The sequence below is a fragment of the Salinicoccus luteus DSM 17002 genome, from assembly GCF_000712035.1.
Lineage (GTDB): Bacteria > Bacillota > Bacilli > Staphylococcales > Salinicoccaceae > Salinicoccus > Salinicoccus luteus.
On record NZ_JONV01000006.1, the window covers coordinates 420117 to 440799 of the forward strand.

Sequence of the window (20683 nt, forward strand, 5' to 3'; positions counted from 1 at the left end):
TATATACTGTGTATATATAATATATACAATATAAACAGTGTAGTCAATATAAAAAAACCAGAATCTATGAGATTCTGGTTTTTCTGCATACTCCACACAGACCGTAGAGTTCCACTTTATGGTTCTTTATTTCCACATCATCCAGTTCATCCTGCCATGTTTCAACGGGACAATAGCGGATGACTTTTGTGTCCCCGCATTCATCACATATGAAATGGTGATGGTGATGGGTGGTACATGAAATCTTGTAGTGCATCTCACCGGACAGGGTGGTCTGTTCAAGGATTTCTATATCCTTCAGGGTATATAGGTTGCGGTAGATTGTGTCATAGCTGATGCCTGGATAGTCAGCGTTCAGCAGCTCCTGAACATCCTTGGCACTCAAGTACCTGTCTTCATCCAAAAACAGTTCAATCATACGCATTCTTTTCTGCGTGATCTTAAGTTTATTTTCCTGGAGTCTCTCTTTATACTGAGTCAATCGGTTCTCCACGTTTTTTCACTCCTATACGGTCGAGAATTATGGTCGCCGCCAGAATGGCCAGCGAAACGAGTACGATCGTCCCCCCTGGGGAGATGTCGAGATGGAAGCTCATGAACAGCCCGGCGATGACCGCGAATTCACCGAATATGACACTCATGACCATCAACTGACGGAAGCTTGAGGTGATGCGCATCGCTGAGGCCACCGGCAATGTCATCAGGGCACTGACAAGCAGGATACCGACGATCCGCATCGAAGCACTGATGACAAGGGCCACGACGATGATGAACATGAAGTGGATCCACTTGTTTATATTCATGACGTTCGCATATTCTTCATCAAAGGAGACGAGAAACATCTCCTTGTACAGCAGGTAGATAAAGATGAGGACGATGACACCGATGACGGAAATCAGAATCAGGTCAATACTGCTCACTGCGCTGATACTTCCGAAAAGATATCCGAACAGATCCTGATTGAAGCCGTCAGCAAGTGATAAAAATAGTACGCTGAGCGCCACCCCGAAGCTCATGATGATCGGTATGGCGAGTTCCTGATAATGATTGTAGACCGTACGCAGCCGCTCAATGCCAAGAGCCCCGAGAACGGAGAAGATGATGCCTGTAATGAGCGGATTGATGGTCATTCCAATCAGCGAGGACAGATAGACGCCAAATGTAATGCCGCCCAACGTGACGTGGCTGAGTGCATCCGCAATCAATGACAGCCTTCTGATGACGATGAAAGTGCCGATCAGAGGGGCAATCAGCCCGGCGACCAGACCACTGATGAATGAATATCGGATGAAGTCATATTCGAACAGAGCCTGAATCATTCACAGCACGCCCTTTCATGGTCATGTGAGACGAGCTGTAGTGGGAAGCCATAAATCTTGGACAATTCCGCTTCACCGAGGTTCTTGAATTCATGATTGGTGCCGTGGAAATGCAGATGTTCATTCAGACACGCCACTTCATCGGCATGGTCGACAACGACGCCGATGTCGTGGGTCACAAGGAGAATGGTCACGGACTGCTCCTTGAGCCTGAACAGTACATCATAGAATTCCTTGACATGTTTTGCATCGATGCCTACAGTCGGTTCATCCAGGACAAGGATGCTCGGATTGTTGATCAGTGCCCGTGCGATGAACACACGTTGGGTCTGCCCGCCGGACAGGAGGGAGATGTTCTTATCCTTCAGATGACTGATATTAAGCAATTCCAACACTTCATCGAGTTTCCTGTAGTCTTCCTTGCCGAATCGTCTGAACAGGCCTTTCGCCTTCGTCAAACCGCTGAGTACAACTTCACTTACCGTTGCCGGGAACCCTTTTGAGAAACTGTTGGATTTCTGGGAGACATAGCCGACTTCCTGCCATGCGTGGAAATTGCGCAAGCTTTTGCCATTGATATAGATTTCCCCACTCTGCAGTTTGAGGACACCGAGGATCAGCTTGATCAGGGTTGTCTTGCCGGAGCCGTTCGGCCCTACCAGTGCGACGAAATCCCCCTTATGGATACTGAGGTTGATATCTTTCAATGCCGGTGTCGTTTCCATCTTATCCCTATAGATATAGGAGATATTGTTCAGTTCGAATATCGGATGCTCCATCTCGATGACTCCTTTATTTTTAATCATTACAGTATTATAAAGGAATGATTACGATTTGTAAATAGGAATGATTACGAAATAAAACAGGATGGCCGCCGCCATCCTGTTTTCATAAATATTACTCCTGCACTCCAGCCATCATCGGATTGATCTCCTCTTTCAGTGAAGGGTTGAAGCTGCCACTCTTGATCATTTCAATCTCGTGTGCATAAGGGGCAATCCTGTTCTTCTTATCCGGTCCGACAAATGGCGTCTCTAGTATTTTTGGTATCTCCTCGAAATCCGGGTGATTGATGATATATGAAAGGGCGTCAAAGCCGATATGGCCGAAGCCGATATTCTCATGGCGGTCCTTGTGGGCCCCCCGTTCATTTTTGGAGTCATTGATGTGAAGAACTTTTATGCGGTCCTTGCCGATGATGCGGTCGAATTCATCCAGCACCCCGTCAAAATCATTGACGATATCATAGCCCGCATCATGCACGTGGCATGTATCAAAACATACACTCAGCCTTTCATTGTTCGTCACGCCATCGATGATCTGGGCAATCTCTTCGAATGTACGGCCGACCTCAGAGCCTTTTCCTGCCATCGTTTCGAGTGCAATCTGAACATCGTTGTCATTCGTCAGCACTTCATTGAGCCCGTCAATGATCGAACTGATGCCACGCTCTGCACCTGTACCGACATGGCTTCCAGGGTGGAGGACGATCTGGTTGCTGCCCAGACGCTCCGTCCGAACAATCTCCTCCTGCAGAAATTCCACACCGTGCTCAAATACGCCTTCACGTTCGGAGTTGGCAATATTGATGATGTACGGGGCATGGACGACGATATTCGATATGCCGTGATCTGACATATGACGCTTGCCGGCCTCTATGTTCAAGTCTTCTATCTTCTTCCTTCTGGTGTTCTGCGGTGCACCTGTGTAGATCATGAATGTGTTTGCTCCATAGCTGTTGGCGCTGATGCTTGCCGCCTCCAGCATCTTCTTGCCGCTCATTGAAACGTGTGATCCTATCAGCATTTCATTCACCTTTCTGATTTCCTATCTTTTTTTCTTTCTGCTTTTCGAGTGCTTCATCCGTTCCTGCTGCTTCAGGGTGTTGAGTTCATGTTTCATTTTCTTTCTGTAGCCCGGCTTCACTTTCTTCGGTTTCTTCACTCTGTGCGAGAGCTGGTTCTCGAGGTGTGAATCCTTCCGTTTCCGCTTCGCACGCTCGGTTCTTGATTTTATTTCGACGAGCTCACCCTTCCTGATATCCTCATGGATGAAATTGTATCCTTTGGATTCCAGTGTATTGACGAGGTATTCCTCATCCGGTGTATAGAGGGTGATGGCCGTGCCCGTATAGGCGCCCCTGCCCACACGTCCGACGCGGTGTGTGAAGAATTCGATGTCCTTCGGAATGTCATAGTTGATGACATGGGAGGCGCCGTCGATATCGAGACCCCTCGATGCGAGGTCACTTGCGACCACCCATACGTATTCAAGTTCACGGATCTTCTTGATCTCCTTGGTCCGCTCCCTCGGTTTTAGGCCGCCATGGAAAAGGCCGACATTGACGCCGTTGCTGTTGAGGTATTCGAAGAGTTCATCCGCACGTTCTTTGGAGTTGGCAAATATCAGGCCGATGTATGGCGTGATGTTCTGGGTCAGCGCCAGCACTTTGGCTGACTTGTCGTCCCCTTTCACCGGCACCAGGCTGTAATGGATGGATGCCTTGTTCCTCGGTTGGTCGATGATGATGATTTCAATTTCTCCGATATACTTCCTGAGGAAGATGCGGAGCGCTTCCGGTATGGTCGCCGAGAAGACGAGGAACTGTGAGGAATCGCTGACGGTTGAAGAGATGCTGTCGATCTGCTCCAGGAAGCCGAGGTCGATCATCAGGTCGGCTTCATCGATGACCAGTCTTTCGACAGAATGGAGATTGAGGCCGCCCTTATCCCTCAAATCTTTGATTCTCGTCGGCGTACCGATTACAATGTGGGGAGACTTGGATGCCTTCTGCACATCCCGTTCGATATCCGTGCCACCGATGAAGGCAGCCGCCCTGATTTCAGGAAAGGACTTCAACACTTCAAGCGTCATCTGGTGCAGCTGCTTGGCAAGTTCCCTTGTGGGTGCCAGAATGATAGCCTGTGTATGTGTATCCTCCGTGTTGATTTCATGTATGATGGGTAGGAGGAAGGCGTGTGATTTCCCGCTGCCCGTCTCTGATTGTGCCACGACGTTTTCCTTTTTCAGGACTTTCGGAATGACACGCTCCTGTACAAGGGTCGGATGGGAAAAGTTTATATTTTCGATTGCATTCAGCATCTGTTCGCTGAACCTGAATCTTTTGAATGCATTACTCATTGTTTCACCTGTTTTCTATATTGGAACTCAGGTTACATTATAACTGAAATCCAGATGTTAGGCTATACATCATTCATACTACATGATGATTTAAAAACAGGCGCCTTTTGGTTATAATGACATTAAGGGAGGAATATACTTCATGGATATTATTAAAATAAGCCCACGCGGGTATTGTTATGGTGTTGTAGATGCAATGGTGATTGCGCGGAATGCGTCTATGGACAAGACACTGCCCCGCCCAATATATATTCTCGGCATGATCGTCCACAACAAGCATGTGACGGATGCATTTGAAGAGGATGGCATCGTCACGCTTGATGGTGCAAACAGACTTGAAATACTGGAAGGAATCAATGAGGGCACGGTGATCTTTACTGCCCACGGCGTCTCTCCGCAAGTAAAGCAGCGGGCAAAAGAAAAAGGCCTGACATGCATCGATGCCACATGTCCGGATGTAGAAGTGACCCATCAGCTCATCCGTGAGCGGACGCGCGAGGGATACGATGTCGTCTACATCGGCAAGAAGGGCCACCCGGAACCGGAAGGCGCCGTCGGTGTGTCACCGGATCACGTCCACCTCGTCGAAACGCTCGACGAAGTCAAGGCGCTTCCGGAAGAACTGGCGAATAAGAAGCTCATCGTCACCAACCAGACGACGATGAGCCAATGGGATGTCGGCCATCTCATGGATCAGCTGAAAGTGCAGTACCCGCACATTGAGGTCCATAAGGAAATCTGTCTGGCAACACAGGTCCGCCAGGAGGCAGTTGCCGAACAGGCGCAGGAAGCGGACCTCCTGATTGTCGTAGGAGACCCGAAAAGCAACAACTCCAACCGTCTGGCGCAGGTATCAAAAGAGATTGCGCATACAAATGCCTATCGGATCAGCTCCCTGAGTGAATTGAAGACGGAGTGGCTTGAGGATGTAGACAGCGTGGCGGTTACAGCCGGCGCTTCCACCCCGACTCCGATCGTCAAGGAAGTCATCGACTACATCAAGGAGTATGACAGGGAAAACCGCTCCCAGCCGGTGTCTACAGTACCCAAAAATAAAATACTGCCAAAGATCAAGAAGGCGAAGCCTGTAAAGATCATGGAATAGCAGAAAAACCATCGAAGCATAATGCTTCGATGGTTTTTTATCCGAAAGGATTGGTGGATACTTCAGTTGCATGAACATCAACTTCGACATGCGCTTCAACAAGATGCTTCAGGCCTTCTGCCATGAATACTTCCATGTAGTGGCCGACATCGATGATGTTCCTCCCGGCAAGTTTGGCATCATAGGCTTCATGGTATTTGACGTCTCCTGTAATGAGCACGTCGATGCCCTGTGAGAAGGCTTCATTGATGTAGCTCATGCCGGAGCCGCCGATGATGCCGACCTTTTTCATGGGGCCGGTCTGGGCGTTGACGACATTGACGATGTCGTGCCCCGTTCTTTCCCCGATCAGGTCAACCAGGGATTCAAGCGGACCTTCGTAGTCGAACTTGACGCCAAGTCCTTTGTCGCTCGGCTTCTTCAGGGTGAGCACATCATATGCGGGTTCCTCATACGGATGGGCTTCAATGAGCGCGTTGATCACCTGCTGCTCATGAGCCGCTTCAAATATCGCTTCCACGATATACTCATCCACGTGTTCTAGCTCACCCTGTGTACCGATATGCGGATTCGCCTCGTCATTCGGTCTGAACTGTCCTTTTACCGGATATTCGAAGAAGCATTCGGAATAGTCGCCCTGATTGCCTACCCCTGCAGCCGAAAGGTCCTGCTTCAACTGCTCCACATCTTCCTTTGGCACATTGATTCTGAGCTTCTTATAGAAGTATTCGTGCTTGATCAGGATTTCCGTCTGTTCGTATCCGAGCACTTCTGCAATCATATGACTCACGCCATGCGGCTGATGATCGAGGTTCGTATGCATGGCGATGAGGTTGATGTCATTCTTGATCAGCTTTCTGACGATGCTGCCCACACCTGTCTCTGTAACATTTGAAACCTTTGGGAAAATCAGCGGGTGGTGGGCGATGATGACATTTACACCCTTTTCGACTGCTTCTTCTACCGTGCCATGGGAGCAGTCGAGCGTTGTCAGGATGCCTTTGGCATCATCTTCCATATCCCCCACCAACAGTCCCGTATTATCCCATTCCTCACTGTCCTTGAACGGGGCGATTCCATCAAGGATCCGCATCAGTTCTTTGATTTTCACTGTTCGAGCACCTCTTTCAATGCATTTATCGTATCTGCAACTTCATTGAGTTTTTCAGTATTTGAAGAATTCCTTTTCAGATTCCCATAAATGTTCTGCTGATGTTCCAATTCCCTCTCCAGCTTTTCAATAAACGCCTGCTCCCTCTTTTCGAGGAGGACCGGCCCGAAAACCAGTTGTTCCTCATCGTATTCACTTGACCCAGCCTCACCAACGATAATTTCATAGAAATGACGTCCGTCCCTGATGACTGTTTCATCAATGATGGAGTAGCCCGATTCTTTAAGCACTTTCCTTACCGGATAGGTATACGTATTTGCCTGAAGCACCAGGCGGGGCTGATTGCCGAGGTTTTGGAGGCCGTCTTCAAGTATTTCGGCAATGAGGGGCCCACCCATGCCGCAGATGGTGACGGTATCCACCGCATCATCCGGCGAGGCCACTTCCAGACCGGAACCAAATCGCGCCTCGATCCGGTCCTCCATGCCCTCCCTTCTGATGTTGTTCACCGTGGAGTCGAAGGGCCCCTTCACCACTTCACCGCATATTGCCTGCCTGGCGGCCCCGTTCCTGATCGCTTCTATCGGAAGGTACGCATGATCGGAACCGATGTCGAGGAGCTTTTCCCCGATGATGAATTCTGAGACTTTCTGTAATCTTGCATCTAGCATTGCATTTCCTCCATATGATAAAAATAAAGACTTCCACACGATGTGTGGAAGTCCATAATCAACAAATTATTGTTCCGAGAAGAACTGGTACAGTGTAGACAGGTCTTCGTCTGCGATCTGATCCTGACTGAATGCAGGCATGGATCCGCGACCTTCCCTTACCGTAGTAGTAAAGTCTTCTTCAGAAAGACTGGTGCCCGCGAGTGCAGGTCCCATACCGCCTGAGAAGTCCTGTCCGTGACAGGATGCACAATTGTCACGTGCAAATCCTTCAGCGTCAAAATCTCCGGAAGAAGCTTCTTCGCCTCCGCCTTCTCCACCTTCTTCACTAGCCGTCTCTTCTCCTCCGCCTTCCTCTTCCTGGTTGGCGCCCTGAGAAGAAAGCAGGAATACAAGCCCGATGCCTAGGAAGATGATAAGTATAAAAGGCACGATCGGATTACGATTCATAAAACAACCTCCCTAATCTCTTTGCAGAAACATATTCACATTTATAATTGTATATTAAATATGAGTAAAGTCAAAAGATTTTTCAGATAAAAATTTACACCGGGCAGGCTGCCCCATTAATCCATGAAGTCTTTGAGGCGTTTGCTTCTGCTTGGGTGCCTCAGCTTCCTGAGGGCTTTCGCTTCAATCTGTCTGATGCGCTCACGTGTCACACCGAACACTTTGCCCACTTCCTCAAGCGTTCTTGTCCTGCCGTCATCCAGTCCAAAGCGGAGTCTGAGGACATTTTCCTCACGGTCCGTAAGCGTATCGAGCACATCCTCGAGCTGCTCCTTCAGCAGTTCGTATGCAGCATGGTCGGATGGACTCTGTGCTTCCTGGTCCTCGATGAAGTCTCCAAGATGGCTGTCATCCTCTTCCCCGATTGGTGTTTCAAGGGAGACCGGCTCCTGTGCAATCTTGAGGATTTCCCTGACTTTTTCAGCTGGGAGGTCCATCTCCTCGCCGATTTCTTCCGGTGTCGGTTCACGCCCCAGATCCTGGAGCAGCTGACGCTGGACCCGAATCAGCTTGTTGATCGTTTCCACCATGTGGACCGGGATGCGGATGGTCCGCGCCTGGTCGGCAATAGCGCGCGTGATGGCCTGTCTGATCCACCATGTGGCATAGGTGGAGAACTTGAAGCCTTTGGAAAAGTCGAATTTTTCGACTGCTTTGATCAGGCCCATGTTCCCTTCCTGGATCAGGTCGAGGAAAAGCATGCCACGGCCGACATACCTTTTGGCAATGCTGACAACAAGACGGAGGTTGGCTTCTGCCAGTCGGCTTTTCGCGACCTCATCACCCTGTTCAATCTTCTTGGCAAGTTCTATCTCTTCCTGGGCACTGAGAAGATCCACCCGCCCAATCTCTTTGAGATACATCCTTACAGGATCGTTTATTTTCACTCCAGGAGGCGCACTCATATCGTGAAGGTTGAGTTTTTCATCAGAGTCTGTTGTATCTTTTTCATTTATAAGTTGGATGTCATTCTCATTTATTTCATCAAAAAATTCGTCCATTGCATCTGCATCGAGTTCGAAACTGGAAAGCTTGTCAGCGATTTCTTCGTGGGATAGATGACCTTGTGTCTTCCCTTTCTCTACCAGATGATTTTTGACCTGTTCTACAGATGTGAACAATTCGACATCTTTCAATTCGGTTGTCTTTACGTTTTTGTCTGCCATTTAAAGCCCTCCTATTCAGACTTCACACTCACCTTTTATAGCGACTGTTAATCTCATTCAACTGCTGTGCCAACTTGATCTGGAGTTCGATGTCATTGCTGTTTTCTGCTTCCTGCAGCTGCTGGTATAGCGACTGTTTCTCTTTCTCACTATTTCTAATACCACTTAAGTCTTCTATATAATCATTTACTTCTTCGGTCGTGATATCTTCATTTATGAGCAGTTCTTCCACTTCTACAGCAGTGCTGAAGTATTCTCCTTCAATATATTGGCTGAATGATGATAATTCAAATTCATCATGTTTGTCAAAATATGCGCACAACCCTTTAAATATAACATAATAACGGGGTGCGGTTAATACTTCTTCACTTATCTTGTCCTGGAAATTTAAAAATAGGTCCCGATCCTTCATCAGGGCCCGCAGGAGGTAGCGTTCCTTCCGCTCCCTGAGGGGCAGTTGCTTCAGAGGTCTGGCCACTGTTCCCATTGAAGATGCACCCGCCTGGTTCGGAACATTCTGCTCTATGGACTTGCGGTCCACTTTGTACAGCTGGCTGATGTGCTGGATCAGCCGTTCCCTGATCACCTGGTCTTTGACATATTTGAGGTGATCGGTAAGCATTTTGAGGTTGTTCGAGAAGGCCATATCATTGTTCATGCTTTCTTCGAGCAGATGCTCGGCCTTAAAGTGGATATAGTGCCGTTTTTCATTTTTAACGAGGTTCCGGAAGACTTCCGGCCCATACTTTTCTATATATTCATCAGGGTCCATGCCTTTTGGCATCGAGATGATGAAGACGTTGAGGCCCCCCTCCAGGAGGTCGGCCCCCAGCGAGAGCTGTGCATTCTGTCCTGCCTGGTCACCATCGAACATCAGAGTGACATTGGATGCCAGGCGGTTCAGCACCTGGATATGCTGTTCGCTCAGGGCGGTTCCCATAAGACCTATGACATTGTTCACATCCGTCATCTTCACCTTGATGATGTCGAGGTGGCCTTCCATCAGGATGACTTCATCCTGCTTCCTGATATCCTTGCGGGCATCACTCAGGTTATAGAGGAGACGCCGCTTCTGGAATATGGATGTCTCTGGTGTATTCAAGTACTTCGGTTCCCGTCCATCCATGCTTCTTGCCGTATACCCGACAATATATCCCTGATGATTCCTGATCGGAATCATAATCCGGCCGCTGAACCGGTCATAGTAGGAGAAGTTCTCTTCGTTACGTGAGATGACTCCGGCCTGGAAGGCAAGTTCCAGACTGAACCCTTTATCGGACAGGGCATTTTTTGTGAAGTCGCGCATATCGGGTGCTATGCCGATCTTCTCCTTGCGTATGATATCCCCGGAAAACCCTCTATCCTCGAGATACTTGAGGGCACCCTCACCTTCTTTTGTATGCATCAGTATATGATGATACAGATCGGTGAGATATTCATGGATTCTGATGAGCTGCATTTCACTGTCGTTTGCAACCTGTTCGGACGCGGCGATCTCGATGCCGAGTGGTTTTCCAAGTTTGCGGACTGCATCAGCAAACGAGACGTTCTCGACCTCCATGTAGAACTGCAGGACATTGCCGCCCTTCTTGCATCCGAAACAATGGCATATCTGCTTATCCGGACTGACTGTGAATGAAGGCGTCTTTTCATTGTGGAACGGACAGAGACCGACATAGTTCCGTCCCCTTTTTTCCAGCTTGATATAACTGGATACAAGTTCAGTGATGTCGGTCCCCTGTTTAACTGCTTCTACTGTTTCATCTGGTATTCTCAATCACATCATCCTTTAATGTCGAGTCTTCCTTCGACATAATCCAAAATTTCGTTCGCGGTTTCTTCAATCGCCTTTTCCGATACGTCGATGACCGGACAGCCGATCTTCCCTATCACTTCATTGAAATAGTCCAGCTCCTCCTCGATCCTCTGGTCATTGGCATAGCTTGCCGTATTCTTGAGGCCGAGCTGTGCAAGCCTTTCTTTTCTTATCTTGTTCAATGAAGTCGGGTTGATCTTCAGGCCGACACATTTTTTCGGATCCACATTATAAAGTTCCTTCGGCGGTGTAACTTCGGGCACAAGCGGCACGTTCATCACCTTGTACTTCTTATGGGCAAGGTATTGCGAGAGCGGTGTCTTGGATGTCCTCGATACACCGATCAGAACGATGTCCGCCTTGTCCAGGCCACTCGCATCCTTGCCGTCATCGTACTTGACCGCAAATTCGATCGCCTCGATCTTCTTGAAATAGTCCTCATCGAGACGATGGACACGCCCCGGCTCGTAATATGGCGCCTCCTCTGTCCGGCCTTCCAATACGTTCATCAGTGGACCCATGATGTCCACAGAAGGGACATTTTCCGCCTGCAGCTCCTGCTTTATATATTTCCTGAGATCGGGTGTGATGATTGTGAATACGACGATGGCATTCTTGCTTTTGGCAAGGTCGATGACATCATCCACATTCTCCTCCGATTCTATATATGGATAGCGGATCAGCACTTCATCGGATTCTTCTATATTGAACTGCGACAGGCATGCCTTGGCCACCAGTTCACCAGTCTCCCCGACGGAATCCGAGGCAATGATCACTTTTATCTTAGACATTCAAACACTTCCTTATTCCATGAGATTAACAAATACTCTTGTAATGGTGGTCTTCGTAATCCGCCCAATCACCTGGTCGATGCCGTCCCGCTCCTCGACGACGGGAAGGGAATCGATCTGCTTCTCGATCAACTGATTTGCTGCATAGATCAGAAGGTCGTTCGGATAGCAGATGGTGATGTTCGGCTTTCTGGTCATGATGACGCTCACCGGCGTCTTTTCTATATCATTTGAGCCCATCGTCCCCCTCAGCAGGTCCTTGCGTGAAATGACGCCTACCAATGCCTTGTTGTTGTCGATGGCATACAGTGTCCCCACATCCTCGAGAAACATCTTGACCACCGCCTCGTATATGGAGGTGTCCTCTTTGATCAGAATTGGCACACTCTGGACTTCGCTGACAAGTATGTTCCTTATTTTGGAAGTCATTACTTCCTCCGACTCCTTGCCGGTATAGAAGTAGCCGACCCGGGGTCTTGCATCAAGATATCCCGACATGGTCAATATGGCCAGGTCAGGTCTGAGTGTCGCCCGTGTCAGCGACAGCTGCTCAGCAATCTTGCTGCCAGTGATTGGACCATGCTGCTTTACTATTTTGAGTATTTTTTCCTGTCTCTCATTCAGTTCCATGCCCTCACTCCCAACACACCCAATTATAATACATTCAGCGGAATAAAGAAATATACACAAAAGATTGCACAAAAATCAAACTGTGGATATAATGGGAATGAAGCGAGTTAAGGATGGTGCGAGCTTAACATTGAATTGGCATATTATACTGAAGATAAAAGTGGATATAAAAGCGGAGTGTCTACACTAATTGGGGTGGAACCGCGGGCTATGCTCGTCCCCGGATAACATTAATGTTATCCGGGGACGTTTATTTTTATCCACCATCTTTAACTCTGAATATTCAAATGTAAGGAGTCGGATCAAATGGAAATGGAAACGATTGTGAATTTGGCAAAGACGAGAGGATTTGTATTCCCGGGTAGCGAAATATATGGCGGCCTTGCGAACACTTGGGATTACGGCCCACTCGGCGTCGAACTCAAAAATAATGTCAAGCAGGCATGGTGGAAGAAGTTCATCCAGGAATCCCCATACAATGTCGGACTGGATGCAGCAATACTGATGAATCCAAAGACATGGGAAGCATCCGGACACCTCGGGAACTTCAACGACCCGATGATCGACTGTAAGGCATGCAAGTCCCGTCACCGTGCAGACAAGCTGATCGAGGATGTCATCCAGAAGGAAGATGATTCCTTCGTTGCGGACGGCCTGAGCTTCGACGAGATGAAGAATATCATCGAGGAGCGTGATATCAAGTGTCCGAACTGTGGTGCACATGACTACACGGAGATCAGACAGTTCAACCTGATGTTCAAGACATTCCAGGGTGTCACTGAATCCTCAACCAATGAAATTTTCCTGAGGCCGGAAACGGCACAGGGCATATTCGTCAACTACAAGAATGCACAGCGCACGATGCGCAAGAAGCTGCCTTTTGGCATCGGCCAGGTCGGCAAATCGTTCCGTAACGAAATCACACCCGGCAACTTCACCTTCAGAACACGTGAATTCGATCAGATGGAACTTGAATTCTTCTGCAAACCGGGTACGGAAATCGAGTGGCAGAACTACTGGAAGGATTTCGCCGTCAAATGGCTTCAGGATCTGAACATGACGGATGCGAATACGAGACTCAGGGATCATGATGATGATGAACTGAGCCACTACTCCAATGCGACGACGGACATCGAGTACAAGTTCCCATTCGGCTGGGGAGAACTGTGGGGTATAGCGAGCCGTACGGACTTCGATCTGCGCCAGCACATGGAGCATTCGAATGAAGACTTCACATACCATGACCAGGAGACGGGTGAGAAGTTCATCCCGTACTGCATCGAGCCTTCACTCGGCCTTGACCGTGTCGCCCTCGCCTTCCTGTGCGATGCCTATGACGAAGAGGAGCTCGAGAACGGCGAAAAGCGCACAGTGCTCAGATTCCATCCGCAGCTTGCACCATTCAAGGCGGCGGTACTGCCACTATCGAAAAAGCTGAGCGGTGACGCAATCAAGGTATTCGAAAAGATTGCCGGAGACTTCAACGTCGAATTCGATGAATCCCAATCCATCGGAAAGCGCTACAGACGCCAGGATGAAATCGGCACACCATACTGCATCACTTTCGACTTCGATTCCCTCGATGACAATAAAGTGACGGTCAGGGACCGTGATACGATGGAACAGACACGCGTGGCGATCGATGAACTGAATGATTTCCTCAAGGAAAAAATAAAATACTAGACGCAAAAACGGCAAAGTCTCGACTTTGCCGTTTTTATAATGTCTGTATCAGCCGCCTTGATTTGAAATAGACGCCGGTGTATTCATCATATATCATTTCGACAAATGACAGCAGAAGTGCTGCATTGTCTTTTGAGATCCGGATCGAATCCACCTGATCGACCGGGGTATGCTTCATATAGCCGGCCAGGTAGAGGACACGGTTGCTGATGGGCACCGCACGGTGGGACGTCTCTTCATCGATGCATCGTGCACAGAGCACACTGTGGTAGTTGAAGGAATAGTGGGAAAACAGGGACCTGTCCGTCCCTCCACACACTGCACATTCATCGACATTGATCTGGCCCCCGTAGTACGGCAGCATCTTGATGGCGGTAAATGATACTACACCCGCCGGTTCACTCTCTGCCTCGAGCAGTGAAAGCGACTTGATCATGAGACGGTAGAAGCTCTCCTGCTGCATCTCCTCCTCAAGCGCCCGGGTGATGAGCTCCATGATATAGGAAGCATATGTGTAGATGACGAAATCCCCGTTCACCCGCTTGAACGGCTGGATGACATCCACCTCATTCAGCATTCCCATCCCCTTGAAACGGTTGTAGGTGAACAGCACTTCCTTCAGCCCCTGCCTCAGGACGATGAAGGGACTTTTCGTCTTGTTGAACCCTCTTGCCATCAAAGGGACCTGGGCGCCGTCTTCTGTCAATATGGTAATGATCCGGCTGGACTCGCTGTAGTTGGTCTGCCGGATCATTACACCTTTATGCTGATATATCATCCGTCGTTCTAATACTCCTCGTCCCGATAGCCGAGCGAGCGGATGAATTGTGACTTGTTGCGCCAGTCCTTCTGTACTTTCACCCAGAGCTCAAGATATACCCTGCTGCCGAGCAGGTTCTCAATATCGGTGCGGGCAAGCTTGCCGATCTCCTTGAGCATCTTGCCATTCTTGCCGATGACCATCCCTTTTTGTGAATCGCGTTCAACGTAGATTACTGCGGCGACATTGATCGTCCCCCGGTCATCCGCCTTCATGCGCTCCACTTCGACGCCGATTGCATGCGGTATTTCCTGACTCGTCAGGTGCAGTGCCTTTTCACGGATGAGCTCACCTACGATGAAGTGTTCCGGATGGTCCGTAATCCGATCTTCCGGATAATACATCGGCCCTTCCGGGAGGTAGCCCTCGATGACTTCAAGCAGCCGGTCGACATTATTGCCCTGCAGCGCAGAAATGGGTACAACTTCGGCAAAAGGCAGCTTGTCCTTATACACCTCGATCTGTTCGATGAGCTTGTCCGGATGTACCAGGTCTATCTTGTTCATTACAAGGATGATCGGGGTTTCCGTGTTTTTGAGCATGTCGATGATATACTCGTCACCGCGGCCGATCTCTTCTGCAACATTTACAAGGAACAGTATTGCTTCCGTCTCCCTCAGTGTATTCCTTGCCACCTTCATCATATGCTCCCCAAGCTGGTGCTTCGGCTTGTGGATGCCGGGTGTATCTATGAAGATCATCTGGCTTGCTTCTGTCGTATGGACGCCCTGTATCTTGTTTCTTGTCGTCTGCGGCTTATCCGACATGATCGCCACTTTCTGGCCGAGAACCTTATTCATGAAAGTCGACTTGCCGACATTCGGCCGCCCGATGATGCTGATGAAGCCTGATTTGAATCCTTTTTCTGTCATAATTCCATATCCTTCCCTGAAAAGCCGAGCGGCAGCAGATCATCCACAGTACGCTTGATGACCTTGCCGTCCGTGTTGGCCAAGTATACAGGCATATCATCATCACACAGCTCCTTCATGACCTGACGGCAAGTGCCGCAAGGGCTTGAAGGTTCTTCCGAATCCGTGATGACCACAATCGCCTTGAATTTCTTGATATTATTGGAATAGGCGCTGACCAGTGCACTGCGCTCTGCACATATTGTTGCAGGATAGGCGGCGTTCTCAATGTTTGCGCCATAGATGTATTCATCATCTTCCGTAATGAGCAATGCGCCCACGTCAAACTTGGAGTATGGTGTATATGCACGGCTCTGCGCCACCTTTACCTCTTCCAGCCATTCCGCTTTGAATATTCCATCGTTCATAAAATCCTCTCCTCACTATAGCAAATAGGGTATAAACACAAACAGGCCGATGATGACGGCATAGAATGCAGCCAGCAGTACACCTGCCGCCCCTGCATCCTTGGCCGCCTTGGCCATGGGGTGGTACTTGTCCGTCGTCAGATCGACAGCCGCTTCAACAGCCGTGTTGAATGCTTCGGTAACCAGCACAAGGAATACCGCGCTGATGATGAACAGCCAGCCGGTGCGGTCGAGTCCGACCACAATCCCCAGGATGACAGCCAGCAAGCCCAACATGAGATGGACCATGAAATGCGTATCTTTCCGCATCAGCCACCGGAGTCCCATGAAAGCGAATTTGAACCTGTTGAACAGTCTCATATCAATCTTCCCGGGTTACACCGAAAGCTTCCAGTATCTCATCTTGCAGCCGGTTCATCTCCTTTTCCTCCCCAGGTTCCATGTGGTCATATCCGAGCAGGTGGAGGAATCCGTGCAGGCTGAGGAACATCAGCTCCCTTTTGTAGCTGTGGCCATATTCCCTGGCCTGAGCCTCTGCACGATCTGTGCATATGATGATATCCCCGAGCATTCTGGGTGCGTCCTCATGGATTACATTGTCATCCTCATCCTCCATCGCAAAGCTGATCACATCGGTGACGGCGTCCTTTCCGCGATAGTCCCGGTTGATGTCCTTTATCTCCGCTTCGCCCACAAAGGAAATGCTGATTTCCGCGTCGTCCTTTTCGTCGAGATGACCATAGGCGAAACTGATCAGCGATTCGATTTCGTTTTTCTGATTTTCATCCGTGAAGCCATCCTCATCCATGAAGTCGATATTGATCAAGCTGCTCACTCCTTCTCATATGCCTTGATGATTTTTGAAACAAGTGGATGGCGTACAACATCCGATTCATCCATCTTGTTCACTGCAATTCCCTTGACGTCGGAAAGCAGTCTTACGGACTCGACAAGTCCGCTCTTCGTGGACCCCGGGAGGTCGATTTGGGTTTCATCACCTGTAACAACCATTTTTGAACCGAACCCGAGCCGCGTCAGGAACATCTTCATCTGCATCTCGGTCGTATTCTGGGCTTCGTCCAGTATGACGAACGCCTCGTTCAATGTACGGCCACGCATGTAGGCAAGTGGCGCCACCTCTATTACCCCGCGCTCTATAAGCCGGTCCGTCTGCTCTGCACCGAGAACCGTATGGAGCCCATCATACAGTGGCCTCAAATAAGGATCCACCTTCTCCTTGAGGTCACCCGGCAGGAAACCGAGATTTTCCCCCGCCTCCACAGCCGGCCGTGTCAGAACAATCCGTTTCACGCTGTTTTCACGGAGCATCTGGCATGCCAGAACTACAGCCAGGAAAGTCTTGCCCGTGCCTGCCGGCCCAATGCCGAATGCCAGGTCGTTGCGTTTGATATTTTCTATATACAGACGCTGCCCCGTCGTTTTCGCACGGATGCTCTTTCCCTTCACATCCCGGGCAATCTCTTCATTATAGAGATCTGCAAGGTATTCAATCGTCCCCTTGCGTGCCATCATGGCTGCAGATTGGACATCCCTCAGATTGATGGACATCCCCCGCTGGATGATTTTGAGCAGATTGATCAGTACATCTTCCGTCAATTCGACAGTCTCATCATCTTCACCATCCACGGTAATCTCATTGCCGAGGGTGTGGATCGTCACATCGAACTCCTCTTCCAGAAAAGTGATATGCTGATCATTTGCACCGATTAGTGCCTGAGCCTCTTCCAGGCTGTCTATATTTATAATATTAGGCATGCGTAAACCCCTTTTTCCAAAGTCTCTTTCCCCTTAAATTTACCACTAAGCCACCGCTACTGCAATGAATTAGTGCAGGTTAGGAAAGTTCCAGAAAGGCCCGGAAGATCATTTCACCGGTTGTTGTCCACCAGTATATCCAGTTCGGAAATGATGGTATTCGCAGCACTTCTGAAAGACAGGAAGGCACCCGCCTCCACCTGCTTCCGACCAGCACAGTATATGGTCAGGTGCATCCCCGCCTCCTTCCCATGGGTAATCACCCGATGGACTTTGACTTCCATCACGCCTTCAGGAAGCGATGGTAAACTCACCTTTTCCATATCCACCCGTTTCTCAAGTCCAGCATGGTCACCATCTATAAAGGCAGCCAGTGCATCAATCAACAGGCGCTTTTTCGGAGCATTGCCGCAGTCCTTTGGAAAAAGGATGTGAACACCCTTCCCTGTAATGATGGTCTCCATTGAGATCCCCTCCTTCCAATACCTTTTACCCGCTCCACAAGTTATTACAATATGATGAACAAAGCTAAACATTGTTACGTTTGTCACAAAATATCAATTGTTTTCTGTTCCTGGTGATCTATATTGGAAGTAACAGTTAAAGGAGCGATGGTAATGAAACCAGATATCAGAATCCCGGACTTCAATGAGGTCCCTTTCATAGTCATATGGGAACTGACACGTGCATGTGAACTGCATTGCCTGCACTGCAGGGCCGAGGCACAGGTGGAACGCAATCCCTATGAATTGTCCACAGACGAAGGGAAGCGGCTCATAGATGATATTGCCGCGATGGAATACCCGATGCTCGTATTTACCGGCGGGGACCCGCTGATGCGGAAAGATGTATTCGAACTTGCAGAATATGCAGTGGAAAAAGGCGTCAGGGTATCGATGACACCAAGCGCCACACCGAATGTCACAAAGGAAGCGATGCAGAAGGCGAAGGATGTCGGGCTCAGCCGATGGGCCTTCAGCCTGGATGGCCACAACAGGCAGGTTCATGACCACTTCAGGGGAACCGAAGGCAGCTTTGACCTGACGATGAAAGCCATCAGCTATCTGAATGAACTCGGCATGCCGCTTCAGATCAACACGGTGATTTCAAACTATAATATCGAGTACCTCGAAGAGATGAAGGAGATGGTCGAATCACTCGACTGCGTGCTGTGGAGTGTATTCTTCCTCGTGCCGACCGGACGCGGGAAGAATGAAGATATGATTACACCCGTCCAGCATGAACAGGTCTTCAGGTGGCTGAACAGAATCAAGGATGAAGTGCCGTTCGACATCAAAACCACGGCCGCCCAGCACTATCGCCGGGTTGTCATCCAGGATCAGATGCGCAGGAACAAGGATCCGGAGGCCCAGATCCGCTACATGGATGCACTCAGCGAAGGCAAAACAGGCACAATCGATGGCCTCGGGCGTGCGCCGAAAGGCGTCAATGACGGCAATGGATTTGTCTTCATCTCACACATCGGCCATGTCTATCCAAGTGGACTGCTGCCTGTCAACTGCGGCAACGTGCGCGTCGACAAGCTGTTCGACATATACAAGCACTCCCCGATCCTCAAAAGTCTCAGGAACCCGGACCTCTATAAGGGAAAATGCGGCGTCTGCGAATTCAGGCACGTCTGCGGCGGATCCCGCTCAAGGGCCTATGCCGCCACTGGAGATTATCTTGAGAGCGAACCTTATTGTGTCTATATTCCAAAAGCCTACCGCAAGAAGAAAAAGACGGTCACAGAAAGCTGACTGGATGCTTTGGAAAGGGATGCCGCGGCATCCCTTTTTGCTTTGCATAAAGTATATGATTTGAAAGGGAAGGACTGCACTGGTAATATTAATTCAATCCCTAGTATAATAATAGGTTTTAATATGAAGATTATAAGGAGTGGTTATTTTGAGTAATGTCCCACTATTCGTATCAACCGACTGGCTGGCGGAACGGTTGGAAGATCCAGAATTGCGCCTGCTGGATGCAACAACATTTCTGAAACAGCCTGAGGGTGATGGCTATTATGATGTATGGTCAGGAAAAGAAGCTTATGAAGAGGCGCATATTCCCGGAGCGGTCTTTGCAGACCTCAAAAACGAACTGTCGGACCCCGATGCGCCGCATCCCTTCACCCATCCCTCCCGTGAGCGGTTTGTGGAGAAGATCAGTGAACTCGGTGTCGGCGAAGGTACTTATGTGGTCGTCTATGACAGGGGCGCTGTCGTCAATGCACCAGACGTGATTGCTTCCGACTGGGCATCGCGCCTTGCATGGCAATTGAAGTATGAAGGCTTTGAGAATGTCGCCGTCTTGGATGGCGGATTCGGAAAATGGAAGGATGAGGGACGTCCGGTCACACAGGAGCCGGGTTCATATCCGGAAGGCGATTTCAACACCGAAAGAAATCCGGATCTGTTCGCAGACAAGGATGATGTATTGAAAGCCATAAAAGATGACAATGTCGTCATACTAGACAGTCTCGCTCCACAGAATTATCGTGGTGAAGTGGACACGTATGGCAGGCCAGGTCATATCCCGGGAAGTGAGAATGTATTCTTCGGCGCACTTTCCGACCCGGATACACAGGAACTGTATGACGATGAGAAGCTGAAGGAAATATTCGGCGAAGCCGGCGCTCTGGATCCGGATAAGAAAGTGATCACATATTGCGGCAGTGCCATCGCTGCCACCTGGACAGGGCTGCTGCTGAACAAGCTTGGACAGGACAACGTTACGGTATATGATGGTTCACTGACCGAATGGACCCAGGATGACTCACTCCCAATGGAGACCGAATAAAATACACCCAGATGACCCTTCCGAAGGTCATCTGGGTGTATTTTTACTCTAAACACCTGGTAT

Annotated in this window: 23 protein-coding genes; 4 read left to right on the forward strand and 19 right to left on the reverse strand. The window is 49.3% G+C overall.

The genetic code is table 11. The annotated features are described in order from the left end of the window. Window positions 1-64: 64 nt before the first annotated feature. The 5 genes from BO53_RS0102335 to BO53_RS0102355 form a co-directional block, all read right to left on the reverse strand. Complete coding sequence (locus BO53_RS0102335; protein ID WP_031545049.1) at window positions 65-481, reverse strand: Fur family transcriptional regulator; 417 nt, start codon at window positions 479-481, stop codon at window positions 65-67. Beyond that, the gene (locus tag BO53_RS0102340; RefSeq protein ID WP_031545051.1) at window positions 468-1319 is read right to left on the reverse strand and encodes a metal ABC transporter permease; all 852 of its coding nucleotides are present in this window, start codon (window positions 1317-1319) and stop codon (window positions 468-470) included. Before BO53_RS0102340 ends, BO53_RS0102335 begins: the two co-directional genes overlap by 14 nt. Then, entirely contained in the window at window positions 1316-2098 is a 783-nt protein-coding gene (locus tag BO53_RS0102345) for a metal ABC transporter ATP-binding protein (protein ID WP_031545054.1), read from the reverse strand. The genes BO53_RS0102340 and BO53_RS0102345 overlap by 4 nt, the downstream gene beginning before the upstream one ends. 118 nt (window positions 2099-2216) lie before the next feature. Further along, window positions 2217-3125 carry a deoxyribonuclease IV gene (locus BO53_RS0102350; RefSeq protein WP_031545056.1) on the reverse strand — a complete coding sequence of 303 codons (909 nt, stop codon included), beginning with the start codon at window positions 3123-3125 and terminating at the stop codon, window positions 2217-2219. 21 nt (window positions 3126-3146) lie between these two features. Beyond that, a complete protein-coding gene (locus tag BO53_RS0102355) occupies window positions 3147-4460 on the reverse strand; it encodes a DEAD/DEAH box helicase (protein ID WP_031545058.1) in 1314 nt (437 codons plus the stop codon). A gap of 142 nt (window positions 4461-4602) precedes the next feature. Here BO53_RS0102355 and BO53_RS0102360 point away from each other — a divergent pair, with 142 nt between their 5' ends. Further along, window positions 4603-5565 (forward strand): 4-hydroxy-3-methylbut-2-enyl diphosphate reductase, encoded by a 963-nt coding sequence (locus BO53_RS0102360; RefSeq protein ID WP_031545060.1) that lies wholly within the window; start codon window positions 4603-4605, stop codon window positions 5563-5565. Window positions 5566-5602: 37 nt separating this feature from the next. Here the strand turns inward: BO53_RS0102360 and BO53_RS0102365 are convergent, their stop codons facing one another. The 7 genes from BO53_RS0102365 to ccpN all read right to left on the reverse strand — a co-directional run bounded on the left by BO53_RS0102365 (window position 5603) and on the right by ccpN (window position 12260). Continuing rightward, window positions 5603-6676, reverse strand: a complete 1074-nt coding sequence (locus BO53_RS0102365) for a Nif3-like dinuclear metal center hexameric protein (RefSeq protein WP_031545061.1) — start codon at window positions 6674-6676, stop codon at window positions 5603-5605. Continuing rightward, a complete protein-coding gene (locus BO53_RS0102370) occupies window positions 6673-7347 on the reverse strand; it encodes a tRNA (adenine(22)-N(1))-methyltransferase (RefSeq protein WP_031545064.1) in 675 nt (224 codons plus the stop codon). The genes BO53_RS0102365 and BO53_RS0102370 overlap by 4 nt, the downstream gene beginning before the upstream one ends. Before the next feature lie 66 nt (window positions 7348-7413). Continuing rightward, window positions 7414-7797, reverse strand: a complete 384-nt coding sequence (locus BO53_RS0102375; protein WP_031545066.1) for a c-type cytochrome — start codon at window positions 7795-7797, stop codon at window positions 7414-7416. Window positions 7798-7913: 116 nt separating this feature from the next. Next, a complete protein-coding gene (gene rpoD, locus BO53_RS0102380) occupies window positions 7914-9023 on the reverse strand; it encodes an RNA polymerase sigma factor RpoD (RefSeq protein ID WP_031545069.1) in 1110 nt (369 codons plus the stop codon). A gap of 28 nt (window positions 9024-9051) precedes the next feature. Further along, a complete protein-coding gene (gene dnaG, locus BO53_RS0102385) occupies window positions 9052-10800 on the reverse strand; it encodes a DNA primase (RefSeq protein ID WP_031545071.1) in 1749 nt (582 codons plus the stop codon). A gap of 5 nt (window positions 10801-10805) precedes the next feature. Then, a complete protein-coding gene (locus BO53_RS0102390; protein WP_031545073.1) occupies window positions 10806-11630 on the reverse strand; it encodes a pyruvate, water dikinase regulatory protein in 825 nt (274 codons plus the stop codon). Window positions 11631-11642: 12 nt separating this feature from the next. Beyond that, window positions 11643-12260 (reverse strand): transcriptional regulator CcpN, encoded by a 618-nt coding sequence (ccpN, locus tag BO53_RS0102395; protein WP_031545075.1) that lies wholly within the window; start codon window positions 12258-12260, stop codon window positions 11643-11645. A gap of 306 nt (window positions 12261-12566) precedes the next feature. Here ccpN and BO53_RS0102400 point away from each other — a divergent pair, with 306 nt between their 5' ends. Next, window positions 12567-13943 carry a glycine--tRNA ligase gene (locus BO53_RS0102400; protein ID WP_031545077.1) on the forward strand — a complete coding sequence of 459 codons (1377 nt, stop codon included), beginning with the start codon at window positions 12567-12569 and terminating at the stop codon, window positions 13941-13943. A 34-nt stretch (window positions 13944-13977) separates the two neighbouring features. Here the strand turns inward: BO53_RS0102400 and recO are convergent, their stop codons facing one another. From recO to BO53_RS0102435, 7 genes are all read right to left on the reverse strand, one after another. Beyond that, on the reverse strand, window positions 13978-14721 hold the full coding sequence (gene recO / locus BO53_RS0102405; RefSeq protein WP_031545079.1) for a DNA repair protein RecO: 744 nt from the start codon (window positions 14719-14721) through the stop codon (window positions 13978-13980). Window positions 14722-14729: 8 nt separating this feature from the next. Further along, the gene (era, locus tag BO53_RS0102410; protein ID WP_031545082.1) at window positions 14730-15635 is read right to left on the reverse strand and encodes a GTPase Era; all 906 of its coding nucleotides are present in this window, start codon (window positions 15633-15635) and stop codon (window positions 14730-14732) included. After that, a complete protein-coding gene (gene cdd, locus BO53_RS0102415; RefSeq protein ID WP_031545084.1) occupies window positions 15632-16042 on the reverse strand; it encodes a cytidine deaminase in 411 nt (136 codons plus the stop codon). The genes era and cdd overlap by 4 nt, the downstream gene beginning before the upstream one ends. 15 nt (window positions 16043-16057) lie before the next feature. Continuing rightward, window positions 16058-16402, reverse strand: coding sequence for a diacylglycerol kinase (locus tag BO53_RS0102420; protein WP_031545086.1), 345 nt, complete (start codon window positions 16400-16402; stop codon window positions 16058-16060). Window position 16403: 1 nt separating this feature from the next. Then, a complete protein-coding gene (ybeY, locus tag BO53_RS0102425) occupies window positions 16404-16868 on the reverse strand; it encodes an rRNA maturation RNase YbeY (protein ID WP_031545088.1) in 465 nt (154 codons plus the stop codon). Between the two features lie 5 nt (window positions 16869-16873). Continuing rightward, a complete protein-coding gene (locus tag BO53_RS0102430) occupies window positions 16874-17818 on the reverse strand; it encodes a PhoH family protein (RefSeq protein WP_031545090.1) in 945 nt (314 codons plus the stop codon). A 113-nt stretch (window positions 17819-17931) separates the two neighbouring features. Beyond that, window positions 17932-18282: a hypothetical protein gene (locus tag BO53_RS0102435; protein ID WP_031545092.1), complete on the reverse strand. Its 351-nt coding sequence runs from the start codon at window positions 18280-18282 to the stop codon at window positions 17932-17934. Window positions 18283-18435: 153 nt separating this feature from the next. On the opposite strand from BO53_RS0102435, the gene BO53_RS0102440 reads away from it, so the two are divergent. Both BO53_RS0102440 and BO53_RS0102445 read left to right on the forward strand, forming a co-directional pair. Next, window positions 18436-19578, forward strand: coding sequence for a TIGR04053 family radical SAM/SPASM domain-containing protein (locus BO53_RS0102440; protein WP_211250549.1), 1143 nt, complete (start codon window positions 18436-18438; stop codon window positions 19576-19578). Between the two features lie 148 nt (window positions 19579-19726). After that, window positions 19727-20620 carry a sulfurtransferase gene (locus tag BO53_RS0102445; RefSeq protein ID WP_031545095.1) on the forward strand — a complete coding sequence of 298 codons (894 nt, stop codon included), beginning with the start codon at window positions 19727-19729 and terminating at the stop codon, window positions 20618-20620. The last annotated feature ends 63 nt before the right edge of the window (window positions 20621-20683 follow it).

Bases quoted from the DNA above. Each gene is read 5' to 3' on its own strand.
- BO53_RS0102355 (WP_031545058.1), bottom strand. From the start codon at position 4,460: ATGAGTAATGCATTCAAAAGATTCAGGTTCAGCGAACAGATGCTGAAT.
- rpoD (WP_031545069.1), bottom strand. From the start codon at position 9,023: ATGGCAGACAAAAACGTAAAGACAACCGAATTGAAAGATGTCGAATTG.
- era (WP_031545082.1), bottom strand. From the start codon at position 15,635: ATGACAGAAAAAGGATTCAAATCAGGCTTCATCAGCATCATCGGGCGG.
- cdd (WP_031545084.1), bottom strand. From the start codon at position 16,042: ATGAACGATGGAATATTCAAAGCGGAATGGCTGGAAGAGGTAAAGGTG.
- BO53_RS0102400 (WP_031545077.1), top strand. From the start codon at position 12,567: ATGGAAATGGAAACGATTGTGAATTTGGCAAAGACGAGAGGATTTGTA.
- BO53_RS0102340 (WP_031545051.1), bottom strand. From the start codon at position 1,319: ATGATTCAGGCTCTGTTCGAATATGACTTCATCCGATATTCATTCATC.
- BO53_RS0102390 (WP_031545073.1), bottom strand. From the start codon at position 11,630: ATGTCTAAGATAAAAGTGATCATTGCCTCGGATTCCGTCGGGGAGACT.
- BO53_RS0102440 (WP_211250549.1), top strand. From the start codon at position 18,436: ATGAAACCAGATATCAGAATCCCGGACTTCAATGAGGTCCCTTTCATA.
- ccpN (WP_031545075.1), bottom strand. From the start codon at position 12,260: ATGGAACTGAATGAGAGACAGGAAAAAATACTCAAAATAGTAAAGCAG.
- BO53_RS0102345 (WP_031545054.1), bottom strand. From the start codon at position 2,098: ATGGAGCATCCGATATTCGAACTGAACAATATCTCCTATATCTATAGG.
- BO53_RS0102350 (WP_031545056.1), bottom strand. From the start codon at position 3,125: ATGCTGATAGGATCACACGTTTCAATGAGCGGCAAGAAGATGCTGGAG.
- BO53_RS0102360 (WP_031545060.1), top strand. From the start codon at position 4,603: ATGGATATTATTAAAATAAGCCCACGCGGGTATTGTTATGGTGTTGTA.
- BO53_RS0102370 (WP_031545064.1), bottom strand. From the start codon at position 7,347: ATGCTAGATGCAAGATTACAGAAAGTCTCAGAATTCATCATCGGGGAA.
- BO53_RS0102430 (WP_031545090.1), bottom strand. From the start codon at position 17,818: ATGCCTAATATTATAAATATAGACAGCCTGGAAGAGGCTCAGGCACTA.
- BO53_RS0102420 (WP_031545086.1), bottom strand. From the start codon at position 16,402: ATGAGACTGTTCAACAGGTTCAAATTCGCTTTCATGGGACTCCGGTGG.
- BO53_RS0102375 (WP_031545066.1), bottom strand. From the start codon at position 7,797: ATGAATCGTAATCCGATCGTGCCTTTTATACTTATCATCTTCCTAGGC.
- BO53_RS0102435 (WP_031545092.1), bottom strand. From the start codon at position 18,282: ATGGAGACCATCATTACAGGGAAGGGTGTTCACATCCTTTTTCCAAAG.
- recO (WP_031545079.1), bottom strand. From the start codon at position 14,721: ATGATATATCAGCATAAAGGTGTAATGATCCGGCAGACCAACTACAGC.